Genomic DNA, 25,227 nt, shown 5'->3' with positions numbered 1-25,227 from the left:
CGTAAGTCAATTTCTTGTTCATAATCCGAGCAGTCTTTTCATCCGTAATGAGAAACGAGACAGCAAGCCTCCTTGCTTGGCAGAACACAGCGGACAATGAGGTTGCACGGCTTCGACAGCCGACTGAGCTGCAGTGTCGACAGCACCTTCACGATAGTGCTGCACAACTAGTGGGTCTTTGTGGTCTGCTACTTGGCTCGGTGTGATCTTTCCACAATCTACACAGGGTTTTCCTTGAACTGCTCTTCGCTGTGCCGCTGTTGGCCCGGCTCCAGAGGGGCGAACGTACTTTGTTGTAATGTTGTTTCCAGGAACAAAGTCGTCATTGGGAACGTTTTTTATTGGCTTTCTAGAACCGAAAACGATTGAGAAATTGTTCCTAAATGAGTCGCTATTTACCTTTGCTGGACCTCGTGCGATTGTTGGAAGGTTCTCATTGTATTGCCCTGCGTTGTGGACGAGAAGATGTGTTTGGCCGACGGCGTAGGCGTTTTCTCCGTGGACGGAGATGTTGTAGACGGGCTGTTGTGTTTGATGCGAGGTTGTTGAGGTCAGCTTGGCGGTGCCGTTGGGATGGCGGAGTTGGGATTTGGGGGTGAGATCGGCGGCTTTGACAAACCACTTTCGATCTTCATCCCAGAACGGGTGATCGGGGGTGGTTTGGATGGGGGTGGGTTCTCCTTCGATGGTGAGGGAGAGGATCTCGTTTGCGGTGTGGCGGAAGGTGGAGAGGATGACTCGGCCGGGGCCGGGTTGGATGTCGGGGCAGGGGTTGATCGCCGTGATCAGGGCTTCGTTGTGGGCGTCGGCGACCGGGATGTCCATCAGGGTCCGTTTGCCGACTTGGACGTTGTTCGTCTTGAGCCAGATATCGGGTTTGAGCGTCGTCAACTCCAAGACGTCTCCGTCGCGCTTGGAGACCTTGGCCGTAACCGCCACGTACTGGGACCAGTCGGGTTCCAGTAAACAGGCGTCGTCGCGGTCGATCAGCGGGTTCTCGCCCAACACTCGCTGGCCGACCCGCAGTTGCTCGATCGGCTTGGTGGCGGAGCGTCGGTCGGGGTCGCTTGAGGGGATGTGGACCGGCGTGCCGGCGACGAAACACTTGACCGTCAACGCCCCGATCGTGCCGCCGATCATCTGGCCGTAGAAGGCGTACTGCAGACTGGTGCTGAAGTCTTGGCCGGTCAGCTGGCCATAGGCGAACCCGATCCCGGCGCCGCCGGCGTCGTGCGCCATCGCCCGGGCCGCATACAGAATCGATCCGCCGCGTCCGGCCGCCGCGACTCCGGTCCCCGCGATCCCGCCGACCAGGCTGCCGAGCATGTAGCCTTCCGCCCCTGACAAACCGAGCGCATCGGCACCCGCGTACCCGATCACGCCTCCGGCGAGCCCTCCGACCGCTCCGATCGGGTCCAACAAACCGAACGTCGCCCCGAGCGAGATCTCCGCGAGCCCGGCCCGCTGACCGTTCAATTCGCCTTGGATGAAGACGTCGATCGCTCCGGCCCACATGCCGGCCACCAGTGGCAACGCCGTCCCGCCGCTGGCGATCAGCGCGGCCGCCGAACCGACCACCAACACGCCGGCCGCCACAACGATTTCAGCTTCGTCGTAGAAGCTGCTGAGCGTGTCGAAGACGGCGTTGGTGTGTCCGGCATACGTCAGCGCATCCCCGATCTGAAACAGACCGTTTTGATTGGCGAGGTTGCCGACGCCGATCAACAAGTGATTGGTCGCGTCGACGAACTGTGTCTTCATCGCGCTTGCCACTTCGCTGGTGCTCGCCGCGATGCCGGATGCAAACGACAACAGCGATCCGCCGAGTGAAGTGAACCATTGAGGCGTCGAGACCTGGATCGACGAGACGGCACTCTCCAGGCCTGAGAGGAACGGTGACGCGGCGTCGTAGGCGGTGTCGAACAGTCCACTCGCATATTCCATCAGCTCCCCAAGGGCACTGTTGCTGTACGCCTCTTGGGCTTCGGGGACCGGTTCCAATCCATAGGTGAACGTGCCGAAGGATTCGTTGTGGACGAGCACGAAATGGTCGGTGCCGGGCAGTCGGACGTGATAGTTGTGATGCTCGGCGACGCAAAAGTTGTAGACGGGAACGGGCGGGGAAGGGGCACGCGTGATCGCGGTGATGGTGAGGGGGACGTTGTCGGCGGTGGTGAGTTGGTCGCCGGGGGTGAGGTCGGCGGCGAGTTTCCAAGTTCCGGAGGGTAGATTCCAGGTTTCAGATTCCGGGTTCCAAGTTGGTGGGCGATTGCTGACGTAGAAGGGGTGGCCGGCGGTCGTGGCGATTGTGCTGTCGCCGATGTGGAGGTGCAGGAGTTGCTGCGGAGCGTTGTGGTAGGTTTGGGTGACGGTGCCGGGGGTGGTGGAGGGTGCGCGGTGCTGCCTCTCTCCCCCAGCCATCGTGAATGAATTGCGAGTTGGCGGGTGTGCGAGGAGAGTGTTTGCCTTGACGCGCCGTCGGGGTCGAAGATCGCTGAAGTGAACCCGTTGATTCACCGTTCGACCTCCCCTCGCTTCGCTCGACCCTCCTGCCAGGAGGGTGACTTCTAATCCGTTCGCCCCGGTTGCGAGAGGGTGGGGATGGTGTGGGGATTCTGGTTGGGGGCGGGAGGCGACGAGGTCGCCGGGGAGGATGGATTCGATCGGCTTGGTGCAACCGTCGGCGAGCAGGATTTCGGTTCCGGCGGGGAAACAATATTGCTCGATCGCCTGGGCGCCTTGGGAGGCGTAGCCGGCGATGATCGAGCTGCCCGACCAATCGCTGCCTGCGGCCACGCCGGCGACGCCCGTGGATTGGACGTCGCGGAATGCGGCGGCGGCCAGCGTCTCGGTCGGCGCGGCGGCGGACGAGCCAATCGCGGACGCGGAAACGTCGCTCAGTGATTCGGCCGCCCCGGCGGTCGGCAGTGGTGGCGGGTCGCCCATCACCGTCGGTACACCGGTCGGCGAATGATCCAAGTTGCCCGGCATGCCAGCGGCGGTGTCGGACGTGTCGACGAAGTCGATCACCGAGTCGTAGCGGCCCGCGCCGCTGAACGTGATGTCGACGTCGCCATCGATGTAGTTTCCCGCTTGCGTGACCACTTGATCGATCAGGTCGGTGAAGCTGTCGGTCACACCGCCGACGGTGCGCGAGCCAGTTGTGTTTCCCTGCACGTCGCTCGACCGCTGGAAAACACCGGTTTCGCCGTTGATCATTTCTGTTTCGGTGAACGTGTCTTGCCCCGTCAAGTCAACTTCAAACACACCGTCGGCATCGGAACCGGATTGCGATAGCGAGTACGTCTCGGTTCCCGTGGTGAGTTGTGACACATCACCGGTCAACGTGTTTTCGTCCCGATCGCTCGAATACGTTTGAACGCCGTTGCCGGACAAACTCGAATGCCCTGCGTCGCCTCGGTCGATGTCTTGGGTGAACGACCAGGTTGCTTCGCCGGTGCCGGTGACGTCGAACACACCGGTGATTGCGTTGCCAATCGAATCGGTGTTGGCGATGTCGGTCGTGGTGGCGTCGTAGTCGACCGAGAGGCCGCCGACGGTTCCGTCTTGTGTCAGCGAGGTCACGACCGTTGAATCCGATTCCGAAGCGATCGTCCCGATGATCGAGTTGCCGCTGCCGGTCGAATCGGTGTCCGTCGCAACTCGTTGGACGGCGGTGTGGTCGTGCGCGCCGTCCGTGGACAGAACCGATTGAGTCGTCGCCTTGGTGCCGTCGGAATCACCGGCGCTGGTGAAGGCGCCGGTGATTTGGTTGCCGGCTTGCGTTCCGGTCGATTCGTTGTCGGCGGTCTCGGTGATCGACAACGTGGTGCCGTCGGCGTCGGTCAACGAGCGCGACACGGTGCTGCTGGCATCGGAACTGGATGCGGATTCAAACGCTCCGGTGACCGAGTTCCCTGACTCGGTGGATTCTGTTGTGGATCGAACCTCGGAAGTCGCGGAATAGGATTCGCTGCGGATTCCGTTTTCGCTGATCTCGGTCGTGCTTGAACCGGTCGACGATGATTCGTAGACGCCGGTGACAGAATTGCTGGTTGACGTCGAGGCATGGGTTGCGGTTTGCGAGATCGTTTTTTGATCGCTGCCGTCGGGGTAGGTCGTGTTTTTGTTGTACTGGTAGGTTTCGCTGGAGGAGGAGGTGCTGGAATCCGCCGTCGTGATTGCGTTTCCGGTGGACGTCACGTTGCTGCTCGTCGACGTTGTCTCTTGTGACGTGAACGATCGGTCGCCGATGGTGCCCGACTGATTTCGCGTGGTTTCGCCGGTCGATTCGGAGCTGTCGCTGTAGTCTCCGGTGATCGCGTTGCCGCTGCCGCTGCGGGTGATCGTGGCGGTGGAAGACGACGTGTCGGTGACGTTGCGGTCCGTGTTCGTTTCGCTCAGCTCTTGATTGGAGGTCGATGTGGTCGTGGACGTAACGGTATAGAGGCCGGTGATGTCGTTGCCGATTTGCCGAAACACTTCTTCCAGCGCGTCGGACGTTTCACTGGAGGAGGTCTGGGTTTGATTGGTGGACGATCCGGCGGCCGACGAGGTCACGTCCCGGGAAGTGTCTTCGGTGTACTCGCCGCTGGTTCGATTGCCGCTGCGGTTGGTCGTGGCTGCGGTCGTCACGCTTGTGGTTGCGGCAGTCGAACGGGTTTGATTGGTGGACGTCTGCGTGGTGGCGACGGTGCGTGTCGAAGTCGTCTCGGTTTCGTACACGTCGAAGCGGGTGTTTCCCGTTTCGTTGGTCGTCGACGCGGCGGTTTCGGTTTGCGAAGACGTGGTGACGGAGAGTGTTTGATTTTCGCTCGAGCCGGTCACGTCGGCGGAAGACTCCGTCACCGCTGTCGACGTGTAGTCACCCGTGACTTGATTGCCGGAGTCGGTCGACGTGGTCGTGGAGTTGCCGGTTCGCTGCAACGTGGCGGTCGAGGTCTGGTTGGTCGACGTTTCCTGCAGTTCAGTTTCCTGCTCGGTCGTCGAAGTCGATTGGTAGGTGCCGGTGATGGAATTGGCGGTTCCAATGCTGGTGGAGTTCGACGATGTTGTCTCGTCGAGCGTCACGGCCAGCGTTTGATTCGTGTCGGTTTGCGACGTGGTGGTCGACGTGGTGCCGGACGATTCGAACGTCGACGCACCGGTAAAATCATTGCCGGAGGTGCTGGACTGGTTCGTTCCGCTGGCCGTCACCTCGATGACGCTCGATAGCGTTTGATTGCTGGTCGATTCGTTGCTGGTCGTGGCGGACGTTGACGCGACCGATTCGGTGTACGCACCGGTGACGCGATTACCGCTGCGGGTGGTCGTCGCGGTAGATTGGGAGGACGCGGTGGTGGCGAGTGCGAGCGATTGATTGCTGCTGGTTTCGCTGGACGACGCGTTGGTCGACGAGGTGGTTGAACTGGAATAGGTTCCCGTCAACGCGTTGGAGACCTCCGTCGTGTCGCTGACGGAGGAACTGGAGAAGGCGGTCGCGACGATGACGAGGTCTTGATTGTTTTCGGCCGAGGTGCCGGCGGACGCGGATTCGGAATGCGTGGTCCTGGAATGGTCGCCGCTGATCGCGTTTCCCGACGCGGTCTCGGATGTTTCGGTCGTGGAACTGGACGAATTGGATGCGGTGAAATCCAGATACGCAAACGTTTCCGAAAACGTCGATGCGGACTCGGAGGAACTCGACGACGTGTAGGATCCGGTCAGGTGGTCGCCCGCGGTCGTCGTTGTCGACGTGGTGTTGTTGGTCGAAGCGTTGGTGGAGTCGGGACCGATTTGGTTCGATTCGGTGTGTTGGTTGGTGGAGGTCGCGGTGACCGTCGATTGATAGGTACCCTCGACACGGTTTCCCGATTCCTGGTTTCGGGCGGTCGAGGTGCTTTCAAAGGTCGAATCGACGACGAGCACTTGGTTTTCATCGCGACCGGTTCCGGAGGCGGTGGTGCTGGTGGTGGCGTCGGACTGAAAGGTGCCGGTGATCGAGTTGCCAGATTCGGTTGCGTTGGTCACCGACGTGCTCGTTGAATCTCCGCTGACGAAGAGTGTTTGGTTGGTCAGAGAACTCGCAATGACCAGCGTGGATGTGTCGGAGGATTCGGTGTCGTAGGTTCCGGTCACCGAGTTGGACGTGGTGCTGGATGAAAACGTTGTCGAGGCGGTGGTGGTTTCGGCGGTCGTCTCGGTTTGCACGGTCCCCGACGCGGTGGTTGTCGACTGGGTGGACGCACTGTCGGACGAAGTCGCTGCACCGGTGATGGAGTTGCCCGAGTGGTCGGACGTGGAACTGGACGAGTAAACGTCGGCGACCGTGGACGTGTAGCCTTGGTTGCTGGACGATTCGTCGCGTGTTCCGCTGGCGGCGGTTTCGCTGGACGAGTTGAACGCGCCGGTGAATTGCGATTGGCCGGATTCCGTCGCCGTTACCGAGCTTTCGGCGGCCTGGATCGTGACCGTCAAATCTTGGTTGGTATCGGTTTGATCCAGGCTACGTGTGCTGTGGATCACCAATTCCGACTGGCTGGTGCCCGCGATCGAGTTGCCGCGCAGTGTTTCTTCGGTGGTTTCGCTGGTGACGCCGGTTGCCTGGATCGTCAGCGGGCCGTTGGTGGATGTCGAGACATGAGTCGAGTCGGAAGAACCGGCGGAGGTGCTGATGAAATCGCCGACGATCAGGTTTCCGCTTGATGCATTTTCGTACGTGCTGACTTCGGTGGTGGTGTAGTCGACGGCGAGTGATTTATTGGAATCCGCGCCAACGATCGTCGAGTCTTGTGAGCCGACGTTTGAATCGTCGTAGATGCCGGTGATGGCGTTGTCGGTCCGTATGCGATTGGACGAGAACGTGGTGGTTTCTTCGGCGGATGCTTGCAGCGTGCCGTTGGAGTGCGTTTCGGATCGTGTTCGTGTACCGCTGGTTTCGGCAGTGTTGGTGGTGGCTCCGGTGATCGAATCGCCGGTGAAGGTCGAGGTCTGGGTGACCGATTCGACGATGGTCGACTGGACGTCCTGTGTTTGATTGGCCAGCGTGGTGGCCATCGAGGTTTCCGTCCAGCTTTCGGAGGTTCCTGATCGCAGCCCGGAGATTCGATTGCCGGTGACTTGGTCCGAGGTGGTGACGGTTTCGGTCGCCAAGACGGTTTCGGTGCGGGATTGATTGGTTGTCGTTTCGTCGGTTTCGGCGGTGGCGGTCGATTCGCTCTGTTGCTGGAAATCGCCGAGGATTTGATTCCCCGTTGCGGTGACGGTTGCCGAAGACGTTGTAACGGTTTCGTTTTCGGTGGTTGCGGTTTGGTTGGTCGAGGTGGTCGCACGCGTGGACGTCACGTCAGACGTCGACGTGTCGGAATACAGGCCCGTGATCCGATTTTCGTCGCGTCGGTTGGTGGTCGTCGACGCGGCAGTGATCGTGATCGTCGCCGCATCGAGTGCGTTGGCGGACGTGTCGGTTTGGGTTGAAGTTTCGACGACGGTGTTGGAGGTCGACGCGGTTGACAAGATCGAATTGCCGACCGTTTCGACGGTGCCGGAACGGGTGACCACAAGCGCAGACGTGGTCGTCAGTGGTCCGTTGACCGTGGTTTCATTTTGGGTGACGGTCTGTTCGTCGCTGACGGATTCGCTGTAGTCGCCGGCGAGTCGATTGCCCGACAGGGAACGCGTCGAATCCGCCTGGACGACGCTCGTGATTTCCGTCGTGCGCGACTGGTTGGTGATCGTTTGCGTTTGATCTGACGTCGATTCCGAAGATTCAGAATCGCTGAAGAATCCCGTGACCGATATTCCGCTCCGCCGGGTCGTCGAATCGATCGTCGTCGTCGACGTCGTCGCGTCGGTCAACGACTGATTCGTTTCGGTCACCGCATCGGTGATCGATTGATGGAGCGATTCCGATCCGTCGTAAACGCCGGTGACCGAGTTGCCGGTGCCGGAGCTAGAAGAAGTTGTTTCGGTCCGCGTGGTGCTTGACCGGCTGAGCGTGCGATTGCTGGCGGTCGCAGCGGTTTCCACGGTGCCGGTTGCGGATCGCGATTCGGAAAAGTCACCGGTGTTTTGGTTGCCGGCATTGGTGATCGTGACTTGTCCGCTGGATGTCGTCGTTTCGCTGGTCGTCAGTGTTTGATTGACGGCGGTCGACGACGTGCTGGAATCCTGGTCGGTGGTCTTGGTCGAATCGTTCTCCCCGGTGATCTGGTTGTGGCGTGCGGCGACGTGACTGGTTGAAGTCGACCGGGCGTGTTGGTTTTGCGTCAGGGTTTGGTTGGTGGTCGTCGTGTCGGAGATCGTCTCGCGAGTGGAATCGGAAATCTGGTCGACGATTCCCGTGATCTGGTTGCCGGCGACTTCTGCGGTTTCGTTGACCGTCGTGGCATTGGTTTGGACTCTGGTGATCGTTTGGTTGGTGTGGGTTGAACTGTCGGTCGAGCTGGAGGTCTGGGTGTTGGTTCCCGAGAAGTCTCCGGTGATCGAGTTCCCACTGGATTCCGAAGCCGTCGTGGACGTCGACTGGGTTTCAACTGCGGTCACCGATCCTTGGTTTTCTCGCCTGGACCGCGTTTGCACCGTGCTGGACGTCGTGGACGATTCTTGGAACAGGCCGCTGATGGAGTTGGACGTCGTGATGGACGAACCGCTGCTGGTGGTGCTGGAGGCATGAACGTTTTGTTCGGTCAAGCCCACAAGCCGGCCGGCGTCGATGATGATGGTTTGATTGTCGGCGAGCGTCGCGATCGGGGATTCCGGGTCGGCGGGAAAGACGATCGGATCGGTGGTCGTGATCGGCTGCTGGCCGTTGAGTGAAACGCCCAGTGACGTCGAGTTGCGGGTGAAGTGATTGGTTTCGGAGTGATCGCCGGTGATCGAGTTGCCGCTGGCGGTGGAGGATTGTGTGGAGGTCCCGCGGCTGGAGTTGATGGTGGTGGAAGATAGGTTCGTCGTGGTCGATTGCTGGTCGACTTCATTGAGCGTCGACTGATCGGTTTGGAAGACGCCGGTGACCGAGTTGTGTTCCGAGGAAGCGGTGGTTCGTGCGGTGGAGTGTGAGGTCGTCGTGGAGGTTTGAGTCAGGAATTCTGCCGTCTCTTCGGTTTGCGAGGTGGAGACGGAGTTCGACAGGCTGGTGGATTCGCCGGAGATGCGGTTGCCCTCGGTCGTCGCAGTCGTGCTGCTTTCGGAAAGCACCGCGGATCGGGAGACAACGTCTTGATTGGTCACGACGGTTTGGGCGTCGGATCGGATTCGGCTTTCGTTTTCGCGGGTGTAATCGCCGGTGAGCGTGTTGGTGATCGAGTGGACGTTCCCGAAGGATTCGCTGGTCGCGGTCCGTGTCGACTGGAGTGTTTGGTTGGACGTGGTTTGGGTAGAGGAAACGTTGGAGCGGTTTTGTTCGTCCTTGACGACTTGCGCGGTCTTTGCGCTGCCGAATCCCGAGTAAGACGACTCGCTGGTCTGCGATTCTTCGGTTTCGATGCGTTGGATTTGGCCGGACGGCTGGGTGTTGGTTTGAACTTGTTGGGTCGTTGTCAGGCTGAACGCGTAGCCTTCGAACGTGAAGTCGCCTTGTTTGGCGTTTCCCGATTTTTCGGCATCGGCGTCGGATTCCGCGTGGACGTTCGACTCGTTTCGACGGGTCTGATTGGTTTCGACGATTTCGGTGTCGCTGACCGAACTGGATTTTGATTCGATCAAAAAGTCGCCGGTCTTCTTGTTTCCCTGGCTTTGTTTTTCGCTCTCGGTGGTCCCGCTTGAACGGGCGGTCGACGTGACGGGGCCGTTGGTCGTGACGGATTGCGACGTCGTGGTTTGGTGGGAGCGTTCGTCATAGGCATAGTTGCCGCTATACAGATCGCCGGTCTGGTCGACGACGACCGATGTCGTGCCGCTTTGGGACGAGGAGGCCAGGAAGTCCGAATCGATGGAGTTGGTGGTCGTGGTGGTGGACTGAGATGTCGATTCGAGCTGGTTGGTGAAGTTAAAATCGCCATCGAGATCGCGGCCGCTGCCGATCAGCGTGGAGGTCGACGTCGATTGGCTGTTGGATTCGCTTGTCTGCGATTGATTTGTGTCGGTTTGTTCGTGGCTGGACTGGCTGGTCGAAGAGCTGGAAAGTTGAAAACGCCCGCTGGCCACATCGTAGGATTTGCGTGCGTTGGTGGTGACCGTTGAGGAGCCGCTGGAGACGGACCGCTGCGTCCCGTTGGACTGTGATCGTTCGATGATGTTCGAGGAAGCGACGGTGTCGATCTGCAGCGCGTAATCACCGGACTTGGGAATCACGCCGTGGACGTGGTAGTCGCTGGTCGACTCGGTCACGTCGACAAACTGAAACTGTTGTCGTCCGCCACGGTGATCGACTCGGCTGGACGTGACGACCCTCAGGTCCTTGGTCACGTCGTAGGTTTCATTCCCGAACTCGTGCAGCGTTTCGGTCGTCGATTGGCTGCCTTGCAAGGTAAAGTCACCGACGAAGGCATTGCCGCCGCCACCGACCAAGCTGTCAATCTGGCCTGCCAAATCCCCGTCGATGAAGCGTTCTCCGACGGTCGTGTAGTGGGTGGTTTGTTCCGACGTTCGTTTCCAGTCGAAGTAAGGATCGGCGACCAGGTCATCGAGATCCCCCAGGTCGTAGACGACGGTTTTCTGGTCGACGAAGAAGCTGGTCACGGAAGCTTCGGTCACGGAGGATTCGGCGAAGGAGTTGGTTTCGCTGGTGAAGGTGTTTTCGAGTTTTCCGTCGAACGTCGATTCGTAATCGGCGACATGAAATCCATCCGCGGCAAAGTTGACGGAATTGACCAGTCCGCGCGCGACGACTTGGCGGATCTTGATCTCGGATCCGTCACCTTGCTGCGTAAAGTTCGGCTCGCCCTGGCCGTCGCTGCCGGCGGTCTCCAGTCCGAATGAATAGGAGAATCCCGCACTGCCGACCGCGGCGACTTCGAAGGAGCCGCTGTTGTGATCGATCGCGACGAAGGTTTTCAGCCCCAGCGAGGAAGGCGTCGACGCAACGTTTTGCCGCTGTTTATTCGCGGTCGATGGCTCGTTGTTCGGTTCGACGGTCTGCGTATCGTCGTCGTCGGCAGATTCAAAGTCGATGAAGGGGAAGGCGAAACTTTGCACCGTCGGCTCGATCGCATTGCCTTCTTCGTCCAGCAGCGCCAACCGTTCGATCTCTTCTTCGGTGGTGACGTCGATGACGTTGGCGAGCGTGACCGCCAGACCGCCGTTGTCGTTTTTTGTGTCGGTGATTAGAACGGTGATCACGTAGGGACCTTCGCGGAGGTACTCGTGCTCGGTCACGACTTCGAAGGTCAGGGGGACAGCCCCGCCGTCGGCACTCGATTTGGGGATCACCAGTGCGGGAATCGGTTCGTGGTCCGGATCGTCGCCGCGGCCTTCGGTTGGATCGTGCAGCGGTTCGTCACCGAAGTAGATCGTCGCCTGGAACTGTTCGGCGGTCGCATCGGGATCACCGGCGATGAAGGTGGCGACGGACGCCCCGACGTATAAACCGGACGCATTGGGCGTTTGATTGCTGCTGCCGTCCGGTTCGGTGGGAACGGGTTGATCGACGAGGCGTCGGAAGACGTCGTTGTCGCTCAACGAGCGGCCTTCGAACGCGTAGACCACTTCGCCGGAAGTCAGCGGCGGCGGGGTGGCGCGAAGCACCTTGTCGCTGGTCGCGAACGCGATTTGTCCCGAGTTGTTGATGATGTCAAAGCCTTCGATGGCATCGATGTGGCCCGCTTTGGGCACCAGGTCTCCGATCTCGGCGACCACCGCATGCCCCAAGAATTGACTCGGCGGCAGCGGGGCTTGTGCCAAGTCGGGAGGGAAATAGAACCGTGCGGTGTGCAGTCCGGTCTTGCCGCCGTTGCTGGTTGCCATGAAGGCGACGGTCAAGAACGGGGTTCCGGGAGCGGCACCGGACGTGCCGTCGACCGTCCCGACCAGTCCGCCGGCGACACCGACCAGCGAGTCGTCGTGATCCGCTTCGGCGTCGTTGTCGTCGCCCGGTTTGGAATCCTGGTCGCCGGAACCGGAGGATTCGTCGAGCGATTCGAGTGTGACCAGTCCGTTGATCCCGATGGGGCCTTCGATAATTTGCGCCACACCGCCGATCCCGACATCGTCCACGTTGACTTCGTTGGGATCGATGTAGGGGTCTCCCGACTCGCCGACGACTTTGATCCAGTTGTTGTCGATCGGGTTGATCGCATAGATCCCTCGCCCCAGCGGTCCGTCAGCCGCCGCGGCGATGATCCCGGTGTCGCTGATGGCGACGCCGTTGTCGAGGGCTTGGAAATTTTCCAGACGGTGCGTGTTGCCGTCCAGGTCGATGGTGACGATGCGGCCGTCATCGACATAGACGCCCCAGCCGACATCAGAGAGTTGAATGTCTTCGACGGGATCGTTGATCGGGATTTTGACGTAGGGCTGCTCGCGATCTTCGCTATACGTGACCAGACTGAGTTCCGCGCTGACTTCTGAATTGTTGGTTTCGGCGACAAAGATCGACTGGCCGAGATTGTTCACGGTGACACTGTCGGGATAGATCGACGTGAACGGTGTCACATAGAGTTGTTCTTCATAGATGGAGACCAGTGACGTACCGAGGACGACGCTATGGAACAGTGAAAAATCAAAGTTGTCGGGGTCTTGGAAAACATTCCAGACCGGATTGGCCGGCGTGAAATAGGTGCTGGACCAAATCGGATCGAGTGTCCAGACGCGCGGGACCAGCGTTTGTTCGCCCAACAATGCCGTGCCGGAAATCGGCGGCAGGACGGCGGCGATTCCAGACAGTTGCAGGTCCAAAAATTTGGGATCACCCCATCGCAAGCCCGTGTTGGCCAATCCCGAATCGCCGACCGCGTATTGTTTGGGCGTCCCATAGCTGTCACCCGCCAAGACGCGTTCGGCATTCCAAAGTTCCGAATACGAGAGCGCGACATCGGACAATTCGAGCAAGGGATAACCGACCTGGATCACGCCGGAGACCGTCCGGGCGTTCAATTGGCGTTGGACCAACAGACGATTCAGGTCGGTCAGCTGCACGTTGTCGCTGAATCGCAACGCGGGCGTGTCGGTTGCGGACCCGCGGGGCGGTGAAGAGACGGTTGCCTCGCCGAACAGGAACTCATCGGGGATCAGTGGTTTCGCCGTCCCCGTCTGGTCACTCCAGATGAACGGGGTGTCGCGTCCGAAGAGGGTGGCGGTGTAGGCGACGTTGCCATGGTTGTTGATCGAAACGCCGGAGCCGAGTCGATCGTACCCCTTGCCGACGACTTCAAAGCTGTACGCCGAGGGGCCGCTGCGAACGATGATTTCCACAACACCTTCGCTTGTGGATGGAGGTGGCGCGGCGGGGCTTTGATTGGCGTCCGGGGCGTCTGCCGATGACGGCGAGACCTCGGTGAGCGTGTAGGTGAAACTGTCGATGACGTCGATGCCGGCGGATTGCAGATCGCGGAGCGTTTGGCTGGACGTCGGGTCGTAGCTGAAACTGCCGTCGGAGTGGACGATCACCCGTGCGCCGTACTGGCTGAGTCCGTCGAATGAGGCTTGCAACACGGTGCCGCTGGACGCGGAGTCGGGATCGCGGTCGTTGGTCAAAACACCTTCGCTGGCGGGGACTTCGATCGTCTGAGACGCGACGGTCCAGTAGCCACGTTCGATGCTGTCGATCCCCGCGATCGGTGCGTCGTCCACGCCAATGAGTTCGACGGTCACGGTCGCGGTCGACTCGGCACCCTGATCATCCAAGACGACGTAGGTGAACGTGTCCAGCAGCGTTTCGCCGTCGGCAAGATGATCAAAAACCCCCTGTGGGTCGTAATCAAACGTGCCGTCGGGACGCAACGAGACGGCGGCGCCGGCGGCGGAAAGCGGAGCGGTTCGGCTGGGGTCGATGATCAGCGGCAGTGGTGAGTCGTCGTCGAAATCGTTGGCGAGCAAGCCGTCGACCATGCCGGTCGTCAGCAGCCCGTCCGCCGACACGCCGGTGTACAGGTCATCGAGCGCGGTGGGAGCGTCGTTGATGCCGGTGACGGTCAGCGAGATCGGTCGCGCGTCGGAGTCATCCAGTCCATCAGTGACTCGAAACAGGAACGTGTCTTCGGCGGTTTCACCTTCGGAGAGCGATTGGATCGCCGCGACGCCGGAAGAGTCATAAGTGAACGTGCCGTCTGGCCAGATCGTGACCGTGGCGCCGAGCGAGCTGGTGACGACATCTGCCACGGCGGCCAGTTCGGGATCCGCGGGCAGACGGTCGCGATCGGTGGCACCGCTGGTCAGGGAATCGAAGGTCGTTGGATCGATCGATCCGTCTTCGGTTAGACCAGCAGTTCCAGAGGCGGCGGTCGGAGCGAGATTGATCGGGCTTTGAACCCAAACGCTCGCGGTCGAGGAACTGGTTGCTCCGTTGGAGTCGACGATCGTGTAGGTGATCCGATCGATCAGATGCTGGCCGGCGGCCAACGAGTCCAAGGCGTCGACGCCGCTCGGGTCGTAGACGATCTGGTCGGCGGACACGTTGCCCCCAGACAGTGTGACGGTGGCACCAAGCATGCTGGTCGGTTGAACCGAAACGATCACGAGTGGTTCGTTGACATCGGGATCGACGTCGTTTCGCAGCAGGTCCTCCGGGTCGATGACCGACGACGCGCCGCCGCGGGTGTAGAGCGAAACCGTCTCGCCCGATGGCTCGTCCTGGACGGCCGTCGGCGGTTGGTTTTCGCCAGCGATCGTGATCCAAACCGTCGCCGTGTGCAGGCTGAAGTCGGCGGCGCGGACGGTGTACGTGAACGAGTCCGTGATCGATTCGCCCAGGCCGACTGCGGTGTAAGTATCAGCCGGTACGAGTGTGAAGCCGCCATCGGGGGCGACCGTGACGCTTGCTCCCCAACGAGTCACATCGTCGGCGCTCAACACGCCGGTGATGCCCACGGCGTCGTTGGCGAGCAGTCCGGTGGGGGCGGCGACCGAGAGGGTTTCCGATGCGTTGCCGACGATGTAATCCGTCACCGCGATGGCATCGGACGCCGACGGCAGTGCAAGCGAGACAGGGACGTGCTGTGTCGCAGAACCGTTTGCCAAGTCCGTCATCGCCACGGTTGCGATCCGTTGCATCGGCGCGGTGGTTGCGGTGAAGCTGAACGTCAACTCGCCGCTGCCGCTGAGTCCGTCGGCCACGTCAACGGGTGAAAACTCGATCGCGGTGTCGCCGGGCGAGTAGGCGACCGACCAGGACGCGGGGGCGACGAATTCACTGGCGATGACGCCCGCGGCCATGGGCAGGGTGATCGCGTCGAGTCGCCGACTGGCATCCATCGCGGCGGTGGCGGAGATCACGTAACGGTAGTCATCGCCCAGCGGCGTCACCGTGCTGTGCAGTCCAGCCTGGCCGGCAGTGTCTCGGGTCCAGACCAACGACGTCGGCGCACTGGTTCGGCCCTGGCTGTCGGTCGCGCGAAAGTACAAGGCGTGATCGCCGTCGGTATAGGGCGCACCATGGATCGCTTCGACGTCGGACGATGCCAACGTGAAACGATCAGCGGTGGTGTAGGGCGTCAAGTCAACGACGCGGCCGGTAAAGGTGGGGTCGGTGCTGACTTCGGCAACGGCGATTGCCGTCTCGCTTCGCAGCAACCCCTGGATCGTTGGCGATGTGCTCGCGTTCTCGTCGACACGGGTAAACGTGAACTCCGGCGGCAGAACGACTCCGCGCGAGAAGACGACGGTTTGTTCCGTCTTGTTACCGGCGGAATCTTCCGAAATGACCAGAAACTCATTCGCACCGACCTGCAAATCGGTGATGAAGAAGAACGTGCCGGTGGCATCGGCGATCGGCGTTTCCCGTTGCCCGGTCATCGTGATTCGGCTACCGGGTTCGGCGGTTCCGATCAAGGTGACTTGGGCATCGGTCGTGTGATTCGCCCGCACGCTGCTTTGGTGCAGCGGCATCAACTCCAGCGTGACGTCCGAGGGTGGGGTCGAATCGATCGTCAACACCAGTGGCTCTGACGGGCCGGCGACGTTTCCCGCAGCGTCTTCGATGGTGGTGGTGACGTTGTACGTCCCGCTGTCGAGTGACGGCAGCGTGTACTGTGCGACGCCGGTCGAAAACACTTCACCGACCAGGGTTTCATCCACGTAGAACTTGACCAACGCTCCGCGCTGGGCAAACACCCGCACCACGGGCTCGGTTTCCGACGTCAAATTATCTTGATCGCTGTGACCGAGATCGCTGGATGTCATCAGGTCCGGCAGGGTCTGCAGCGGTGGGCCTTGGCGATCCAGGTCGAACTGAAACTCGGTGGAGGATTCGTTTCCGGACGCATCGGTTGCCGACAGTGACAATAGATGGCGTCCGTCAGCGACGGTCTGGCCGAGAATGGACTGCAGGGTGGCCAAGTCGATCGTCAAGGCGTCTTCGACCAGTGCGGTCGTGATGTCGACCGGCGGCGATCCGTTCAACGATCCGAAGAGCGTTGCAATCGCCGAGGCGTCGCGGAGTGTGCCGGCGATCGTCGGATCTTGGGTGCGTCGATCGGTGTCGCTGCGTCCGGTATCGTTGACCAGGTTCACGTCGAACGCAGGCCCGTCGGCGTCGACAAACACCAAGTCGATTTCGACGGATTGAACATTACCCGCGACGTCGGTTGCCGTCACAGCGAGCGGGTTGGCGCCGGCATCCAGACGGACATCATTGATCGTGAAGTACCCGAAATCATCGGTGTCGGCGAAGTTTGGTGTCCCCTGGATCTGCAACCGAGTTCCCGGTTCGGCGCGGCCGACCAGTGAAACGATGGACGAGGCGGTGTGCAACGGGCCACCCAAGTCATCGCGTCGCTGGGTTTCATCCAGTCCGATCGTGGGTGCGATAAAGCTGTCGTCAAAGGTGATGAAGCGGGCCGCGGTGAAGGGACTGACGTTCCCGGCGGCGTCGACCGACTGGGCGACATAACGATGCCGTCCCGGCAGGCTGCGGGTGCTGAGCGAGATCGATTCGGCGGCATCAGCCCGGTCGACGACTTCTCCGTCGGCATACAGAACGACTTCTGCATCCGTTGCCGTCACACCGGTGATGAAGGTCAACGTGTCGCGGTTGGTGATGCCGTCGCCAGGGGTTCCCGAATCGCTGGCGGCGTCGAGGACGAGTGGAACCGGGACGTCGGGCCGTATGGTGTCCAGCCGAAACGTCAACTCGGCGAGTTCCGAAGCATGCCCGAGCACGTCGGTCGCCCGCATCCGAACTCGCACATCACCGTCGCCCAGCCGATGCCCCGCGATCGTCTCCAGAATGCTGCGTGAGAGCGTGAACGCGTTGTCGCGAAGAGAACCGAGCGAATTGACAAACGGGCCGTCGCCGACGCTGATTTGGAAGCTTGCGATCTGACTTGCGTCATCCACGGTTCCAGAAACTGCCGGATCGTTGGTCAATCGATCGCTGTCGGAAACTCCCGTGTCGCGGTCCAAAGCCACTCGGATTTCGGGCGGAGAAAGATCGGGGGCGTCGTATCGCGCCGTGACGTTGGTTTCGATCGCGTTGCCGGCGATGTCTTCGGCAACGATTCGAAATCGGTTGACGCCATCGGCAAAACGAACGTCGTCGATCTGGAAACCGCCGTCACCCGCGGCGATCGTTTCCGCGATGGCGGTTTGTGAGTCCAACCCGCGATAGACACGCACCGTTGCATGGGCTTCCGTCGAACCCGAGATCACGCCGGCGTCCGAGTCCAGCGGCGGCAATTGAAGCTCGGCGATGATCGCGTCCGGCGGCGTCGCGTCGATGGTGACATCGAGTGCGGCACCCACGGCACTGGTGTTTCCGGCAACGTCGGTCACCGACGCGGTGATCAAGTGGCTCCCTTCGGGTACTCCCGCCAACGTGACTTCGCCGACGCCCTGGGGCAACCGGAATTCGGCATGCGGATTCCCATCGACAAAAAACGCGACGTTCGCCAGTTCGGGCATATCCAGCGCCACAACCAGCGAGGTGGAACGAGTGATCCGATCGGTTGAGTCGCGGCCGTGGTCGCTGTCGGATGAGAGCCGCAGTTCCGGCGGGACGTCGGGTGCCGAACGATCAAGGACAAACGAGATCGATTCGGCTTGGGATGCGTTGTCGTATTGGTCGACCGCGATCAAGGTGAAGGTGACGTTGCCGTCGTCGAGTTCCGTTCCGATGGCGTGTTCGATTGCGGCCGCGGTCAGATGAAACGTATCGCCGGTGATCGCCGCGGAAACATCAATCGATCCGACGGTTTGTTGCTTGAAGTCTTCGTCGGACGTTGAGACGACCGTCAAGAACAACCCTGTCACGTTCGAATCGTCACTGAGTGCGCCACTGATCGACGCAGAGGACGTGACGGCGTCGGTTTGGTAACGTCCGGTGTCGTCGGCCAATCTGAAAGCGATCGTCGGCGGGTTGGATTCCAAACGTGGGCGAAACACATTGATGCTGCGCGTTCGTTCGTTCCCCAGGGCATCGGCGGCGGTGACGGTCAACCGATTGGGGCCGAAACGCAGCGGGATGCCGTCGAGTTGAAATTCGCCGACCGCATCGGCAGTCATCGTTTGTGAAATGCCGGCGATCGAGACAACGGCACCGGGTTCGGTCGTGCCGATCAGCGAAACGGAATCGCGTTCGGTCGTCTGATCACCCAGCGTTCCGGTGTCGCTGTTGGGATCCAACTGCAGCGACTCGATCAGCGGAGCGGTGGTGTCGATGGTGACCGAAAGCGATTGAGAGGCCGCACTTCGGTTGCCCGCCGGGTCTTCCGCGGTGGCGGTGAAGGTGTACATTCCGTCGCCGAGCGAGCCCAGGTTGAGCGGGAAGTCGACGGGGCTTGCCGCGATTCCCAAGCCGACTTCACGGCCGTCGCGGTACAACCGAACGATGCTACCGGTCTCGCCGATCGAGCGAAGGACGACCTGGGGGTCCGCAACGGCCAGCGTTGAGGTGACGTTCCCTTCGGCGTCCAGTAAAACCGGGGTTGCGGGGCTCGCCGGTGCGGTTTCATCGATCGAGAATTCGACGTCCACGGGATCGGACAGATTGCCGAACCGATCGGCTGCGACGAAGGTCAGCGTATGATCGACCGGCGCGAGTGTCTGGCCGGCGATGGCGAACAACTCCGTCAATGGCAACCGCAGCGCGTCGTCGGAAGACAATCGTTCGACGAGTTCGACAGTCTGGGAACCATCGACGGAGACCGTCAACGAAGCCACTTCGCTGACATCATCGACGACCAGCGACAAGTCCGCATCGGTTTGAAAAGCGTTGACCAGCGGCAAGCGGTTGTTCGGCAGCGTGACGCCGGCCAGGATCTGCGGCGGGTCTTGATCGGTCGTGAACCCCAGTCGGTTTCGCCAGGCGACAAAATCATGCCGATCGATGATCCCTTCACCGGTCAGGTCGCGATGGCGAAGATAGTAAGGTGAATCAGCGTAGGTATTCAGGCTGAGTCGGATGTCCCGCCAATCATCCACATCGACTTCGTTGTTCCCGTTGACATCGCCGAGCAGGCTGAAAAACGGAAGCGGCAAAAACTCGCTACCGAATTCTGGTCCGCTGGCCATCGTCTGCAAGCGGTTCGCGTTGCTGGCGATGCCGGCATTGCGGAGCATCAGATAGTATTGATCGTCGTGGTGAATCAGCCCGTCGACGTCGATCGTCAGCGTGAGCGAGTTTGGGTCGTAGGAAAAGTTGTCGGCCGGGATTCTGATTTCGTCGCCTTCGGTGTCGGAGATAAAAATGTCTGCCGAGGCGTCGGCGATCCAGGCGTCTTGGTTGAAGGTCACCGAGAGGGTGTGCAGTCGTGACCGTTGGACTTCGCCAGCATTGACTTCGAACCCGCTGATCGACATCGGGTTGACGAAGACGCTGCCGACGTCCAGCCGCAGTTGATCTTCGGCGGAAACGGGATCGGCGGATTGGTCGGTGGCGGTGATGCTGACGTCCAGCATCGCCTGCCCGCTCCACCCGGCCGAAGGCATCAATTGCAGTCCGTTCAGATCTTCCAGACCGAGTCGATAGTGCCCGTCGGCGATGCGGACGCCTTGATTGAGCGTTGCGCCTTGCGGCAAGGAAGCGATCGTGACCGTGACGTTTCCACTGTCATCGACATCGGTTGCCATCGCATCGATCTGCAACGGCAGCGGTGTGTCTTGATCGCCCCTGGCGGTGTTGACGATCAACCAAGGCGTGTCGGTGATCGGCGTCACGTTGATGCCGACGAAGGCTTCGTTGGAAACGTAGCCATCGACGTCCTTGACGGTGTAGGTGAAGGAGTCGTTGCCGGAATAGTCGGGATCGGGCGAGTAGGTCACGATGCCCGATTGAGGGCTGACGAACACCTGTCCGTGCTCGGGCGCCGTCACGATGGTCAACGATGTGTGATTCAACAACGATTCGTGATCGGAATCATTGGCCAGTAGGTCCAGGTTAATCGGCACGTCTTCTTCGGTCGTCGCCAAGTCGGTTCGGGCGACGGGCGCTCGCAGCCCCCCGGAAACCAGGAACACGTCATCGATTCGAGCGAGACTGTTTGGCTGGGCAAACCCAAGTAGATCGATCGACAACACGGCCAGGGTTCCCGTCGGGACCGCACTGATGTCGATCTGCACCAGCAGTTTGTCGTCCGTGAAAACGCCGGCCAAATCTTGTGAGGGATCTTGGGAGCGGGCGTCGCCGACGATCACGCCCGATGCGCTGCGGTAGGTCCCGTCGGCGGCAAAATTGAGCAGTGCATCGCTTTGCCCCAGCGGAATCACGCCGACCAGTGGGGCAAAGGTGTTGGCATCGAGCAACGCAACTTCCAACGCATCGGGTGCGCGGTTGGGGGCCGCCGAGAGTATCAGGTTGGAAACGGTCAGCCGCAGAATCGAGGCGTCGTCGGGAACGTAGAACGTTTGACGAAGTGACGTTCGCTCCGTCGGGGATTCCGAAAGTTCCGCGACGTCGTTGTCAAAATCGACGTTTCCGGTCGTCGTCCAAGCATCGCCGCCCGAATCGAACGATCCGTCGCGAATGGAAAAGGTCGCGCCGACCGACGGCGCCAACGAAGTCGGCGTGAAGGTCGGTGGATCGACTGTCGGCGGCGCTTCGGGCGCGGGCGTGATCCGGGTGTCGTCGCCGGTCGAGGGATCAACGGGCGGATCGATCGGTGGCTGCGAACGGTCGACCGGTGGCGGCGCGTAGGTTGGAAAGTCGGCGGTGGTGACAAAGCGGTCGTCCCATGCGATCGCCGTGAAGTCCGACGTGAACCCAAAATTTGCAGCGAGCAGTTGCCAGTCGGCGGTCGTGATCGCGCCGTCGGAATTAAAATCGGCGGCCGCGTCGTAGGTTCGATCGCCGATGAACGTTCCAATGGAATCCGCCAGCAATGCGCTGTCGATCCCATCGACGATGCCATCGCGATTGATGTCGCCCACCACATCCAACGACAACCGATAGCGTCCCGCGTCATCGATGGATGCCCCCGCAACGCTCAACAAATATTGATCGGCACGCTGAATCGCAAACAACGCGACCGTCCGATCGCCGTCGACGCTGCGGGCGATCGGATCGAGTCCGGCGAGACGTGGCGTGTCGGCGATGAAGGGACTGCGGTAACGTTCGATGACCGCACGCACCCAAACGACGTGTTGATCGGTGCTGCGCAGCTGGGCATCGTCGATGGTAAAGGCGTATTGATCGGTCTGGCCGGCGTCGAGTTCGCCGATGATGGACGCTGTGGCAAAATCAGCGGCGCGTCCGAGATCCGCCGTCAGCGGTTCGTCGCCGGGGTAGGCGCGATGGTTTCCACCGACGCCGACTGCGACCGCCAGCGTTTCGCCGGTTGCGGATTCATAGCCATAGCGGTGCAACGATTGTGTGACGTCAGACGCGAACGTGGACGCGACTTCGACCAGTCGCCCGGCGTCGTCGTAGCGATAGCGCAGATCCATCGTCGGCGTGCGGAGCGATGCGATTTGGCCATTGGCGTTGTGAACGATCGCAAGAAACTCGCCCGTAGGAAGCGAAATGCCGCTGTCGCTGATCTGCAAGACTTCGCCGCCGGGCCATTGCTGACGCGTGATCCTGCCCGCTGCGTCGATCCAATCGATCCTGCCATCGGGATGGGCGAGTTGGTAGGCGTAATCGGCTGAAATCGCATTACCGGGATGGTAGGGCAGACCGGTGGCTTGGTCGTAGAAACGTTCTCCGCCGCGGACCAAGAAACGATCGCTGGATCGCAGTTCGTAGTCGACACCGGCATCGGCGATCCAACGCGGTTGGTAAAAGAGCAGGGAATCGTTGCCAGGGAATGGCTGAACGGGTTCCGGTTCAAAGGTGAACCCGACGCGGCGTCCATCGGGAAGACTCAAATAGACGCGATCGCCGCTGGACAGTGCCGAGTAGATGTGATCCGACGACGCGTCAGACGCTTCGGTGGAGGCTTGCAGGGCGATGTTTTGGAACGTGAAACGCCAAGACTCGCGGAGCGAATCATACTGACGCGTGATCTGAAACGTTTGGTCACCGACGGCGATTTCCGCGTCAACGTCGGTTCGGACGAAGGCATCGGTTTTCGAGTCCGAGTTGATTTCGACGTCCAGTGATGTTTGCGACCTGCGCCCGCTGATGTCGGTGGCGGATAAGCGAATCGTATAAAAGCCGTTGGCCAGCGAGGCCGGGTCGAGTGTGACCAGCGGCAACTCGTCGCCGGTCGTCTGACCACTTGCCAGCGTTCGGAATTGGCCCGATCGGTGGTCCGCGATTTCCAGCGTCCACTGATCCAGGTTGACGTCGTGGATTGCGGCGATCAATTCGGTCGGCTCGGTGATTTGGAAACCATCCAGCGACAACGCGACTCGGGGGGCGTCCTTGTCCGTGGCCGTTCGAACTCGCACCGTTTCGGTGACGGTTGCGACAAGGCCGTCGGCGTCGATCGCCCTGGCAACCAACGACGATTTACCTGGCCCGCCGGCGATGATTTCCGCGCGACCTTGTTCGTCCAGCGCGACTTCGCTGCCTTCGTAGGCCAGTGATAACGAATCAATCGGTGCAACCCCGTCGGCGATCACATCGACGCGGATCGATTGGCCCGGCAGCGCGGGGTAGCTGGGCGTGGTGACAATCCGGACCTCGGGCAAGCGCGGCGTCGCGACCGATTCGATCACCAGGCTGTGTTGGGTTTCGGCCAGTCCGTCGCTCGCCCGGACGTCGATTACGTAGCTGCCGAGTTGGCCCGGGTTGGGGATCCACGTGATCCGACCAGAAGACGCATCCAAGGTGGCGCCCTCGGGCAAACCGTAGGCGGAGTACGTCAGCGTGTCATCGGCATCGGGGTCGGACGCGGACACATGGAAATCAAGCAACTCGCCGACAAGCACTTGATGGTGCCGGCTTTCGATCGTCGGCGCCCGGTTGACATTGTCCACGACGATCGGGACGCGGATCGAATCGGATGCGTTTTCCGAATCGGTCAGGGTAAAGACAACGCCGTGGATGCCGGCCTGGTCGAACGTCGGTTGCCAGCGGAACAAGCCGCTGCCGGGATCGAACAAGGCTCCATCGGGCACACCGTCGGCGGTCAACGTCAGCGGTCCACCATCGAAATCGTCCCCCGTGATTCGAAATTCCATCCAAACGCCTTCACGGGCGAATTGCGGCGTGGGAAAGGCGAGTCGCGGGGCGCGGTTGACGGGCGCGACCTCGATGGAAAACGATCGGGTGTCGGATGCCGATCCGTCGGTCGCAACGATGTCGATGGCGTACGATCCGGAATCTTCGAACGAGGGCGTCCACGCCAACACGCCGCCGATCGGATCCAGGGTCGCACCGGCGGGCAGGTTGGGTGAGGTGTACCAGATCGAGTCGCCATCAAGATCGTTCGCCGTGAATTCAATCGTCAGCGGTTCGCCTTCCGCGGTGACCGCATCGGCAATCGGATCCAAGACCGGAGTGGCGTTGTGATCGCGGACTTCGATCACGAAGCGGTGCGATGACGAGAGCGTCTCTGCCACGCCGCTGTTTCCCGAATCGGTAACCGTGACGGTGACGTCGTAGGTGCCGATGTCGGTCGACGTGGGATCCCAGTTCAACAACGCTTGGCCGTAAGAGGCTGCGTCGACGATCCGAGCGTCCGCGGGCAATCCGCTCAGCGTGTAGTGCAACGGTTCTTGATCGATGTCGGTGGTCGCCAGCGGCAGCCGCAGCAAGTCACCGGCCAAGACCACCATCGATGGAACCGGTGAAAGTTGTGGCGGATCGTTGGCGGATTGGATCGTCACGACAAAATCGTATTGCGTCGTTTCGATCCGACCGCGACCGTGACCGTTGCCGTCGTCGCCGGCGATGATCGACAGCGTGTAGTTGCCCCGGTCGGCGGTTCCGGGTGTGAAATGAAAGAACCCGCTACCGTTGCCGTTGTCGCTGAACGAGACAAAGTCCGGCAGCGGCAATCCCGGCAACCCGCTGGCTGCGGTCAGCGTGATCGCGTCACCGTCCGGGTCAATCACGCCGACGGGAAGGTCGATGATGTCGCCGCGCGAAAGGACAAGGTTTTCGATCGGGTCGATCCGCGGTCGCTGGTTGACATCGCGGACGGCGATTGGAACCTGGGAATGAATCGTGACGGGATCACCGGTGCCGTCGCCGTCATCGGTTGCTTCGAAGCGAACCGTGTAATCGCCCGCCTGTTCGTGATTCGGCGTCCACGTCAGTGTCGCGGTTTCGGGATCAAACGACGCCCCGTCGGGTAATCCGACCACACGATACTCCACCGGTGAAACCAGACCCGGCGGATCCAACATGCCGTCATCGGTGCGGACCGGCAATCGAAACTGGGGATGGTCGGGATCGAAGGCGAACACTTGAATGGCTAACGTTTGCCCTTCGTCGACAGACCAGCCGTGCATCGAATCGAACACCGGCGCTCCGTTAGCATTGAGCACGTCGACGATGATCTGGTCGCTGGTGGTTTGGTCGCCCGCGGTGACGGTGATCGGAATCGTTTGGATTCCCGCCTGATCGAATCCGATGGTCCAGCGCAACGTTCCGGTATCGGCGTCCAGCGTCGCGCCGGCGGGCAGGTCATCGCTGGTAAACATCAGTGCGTCGCCGTCGGGATCGCTTGCCGAAACACGATAGGTCCACTGGTCACCTTGACGGAGCGTGAAGGGCTGCGGCGAGTCGATCCGTGGCGGTCGATCCGCATCGGCGACGACCAGGTCAAAGGT

General features: G+C 60.9%; 1 protein-coding gene (cut by a window edge). It reads right to left on the bottom strand.

Features of this window, described 5'->3' with window-relative positions; translation table 11 throughout:
• Nucleotides 1-18: 18 nt before the first annotated feature.
• Nucleotides 19-25,227, bottom strand: partial view of a CARDB domain-containing protein gene (locus Enr13x_RS06675; RefSeq protein ID WP_145385288.1) — the 3' portion only. 15,390 nt of this gene lie beyond the right edge of the window; only the last 25,209 of its 40,599 coding nucleotides appear in the window; its start codon lies off the right edge, out of view — the gene reads right to left on this strand; it ends in the stop codon at nt 19-21.

The sequence above is a fragment of the Stieleria neptunia genome, assembly GCF_007754155.1.
In the GTDB taxonomy this organism is placed as follows: domain Bacteria; phylum Planctomycetota; class Planctomycetia; order Pirellulales; family Pirellulaceae; genus Stieleria; species Stieleria neptunia.
This window is presented reverse-complemented; position numbering and strand designations above follow the sequence as displayed.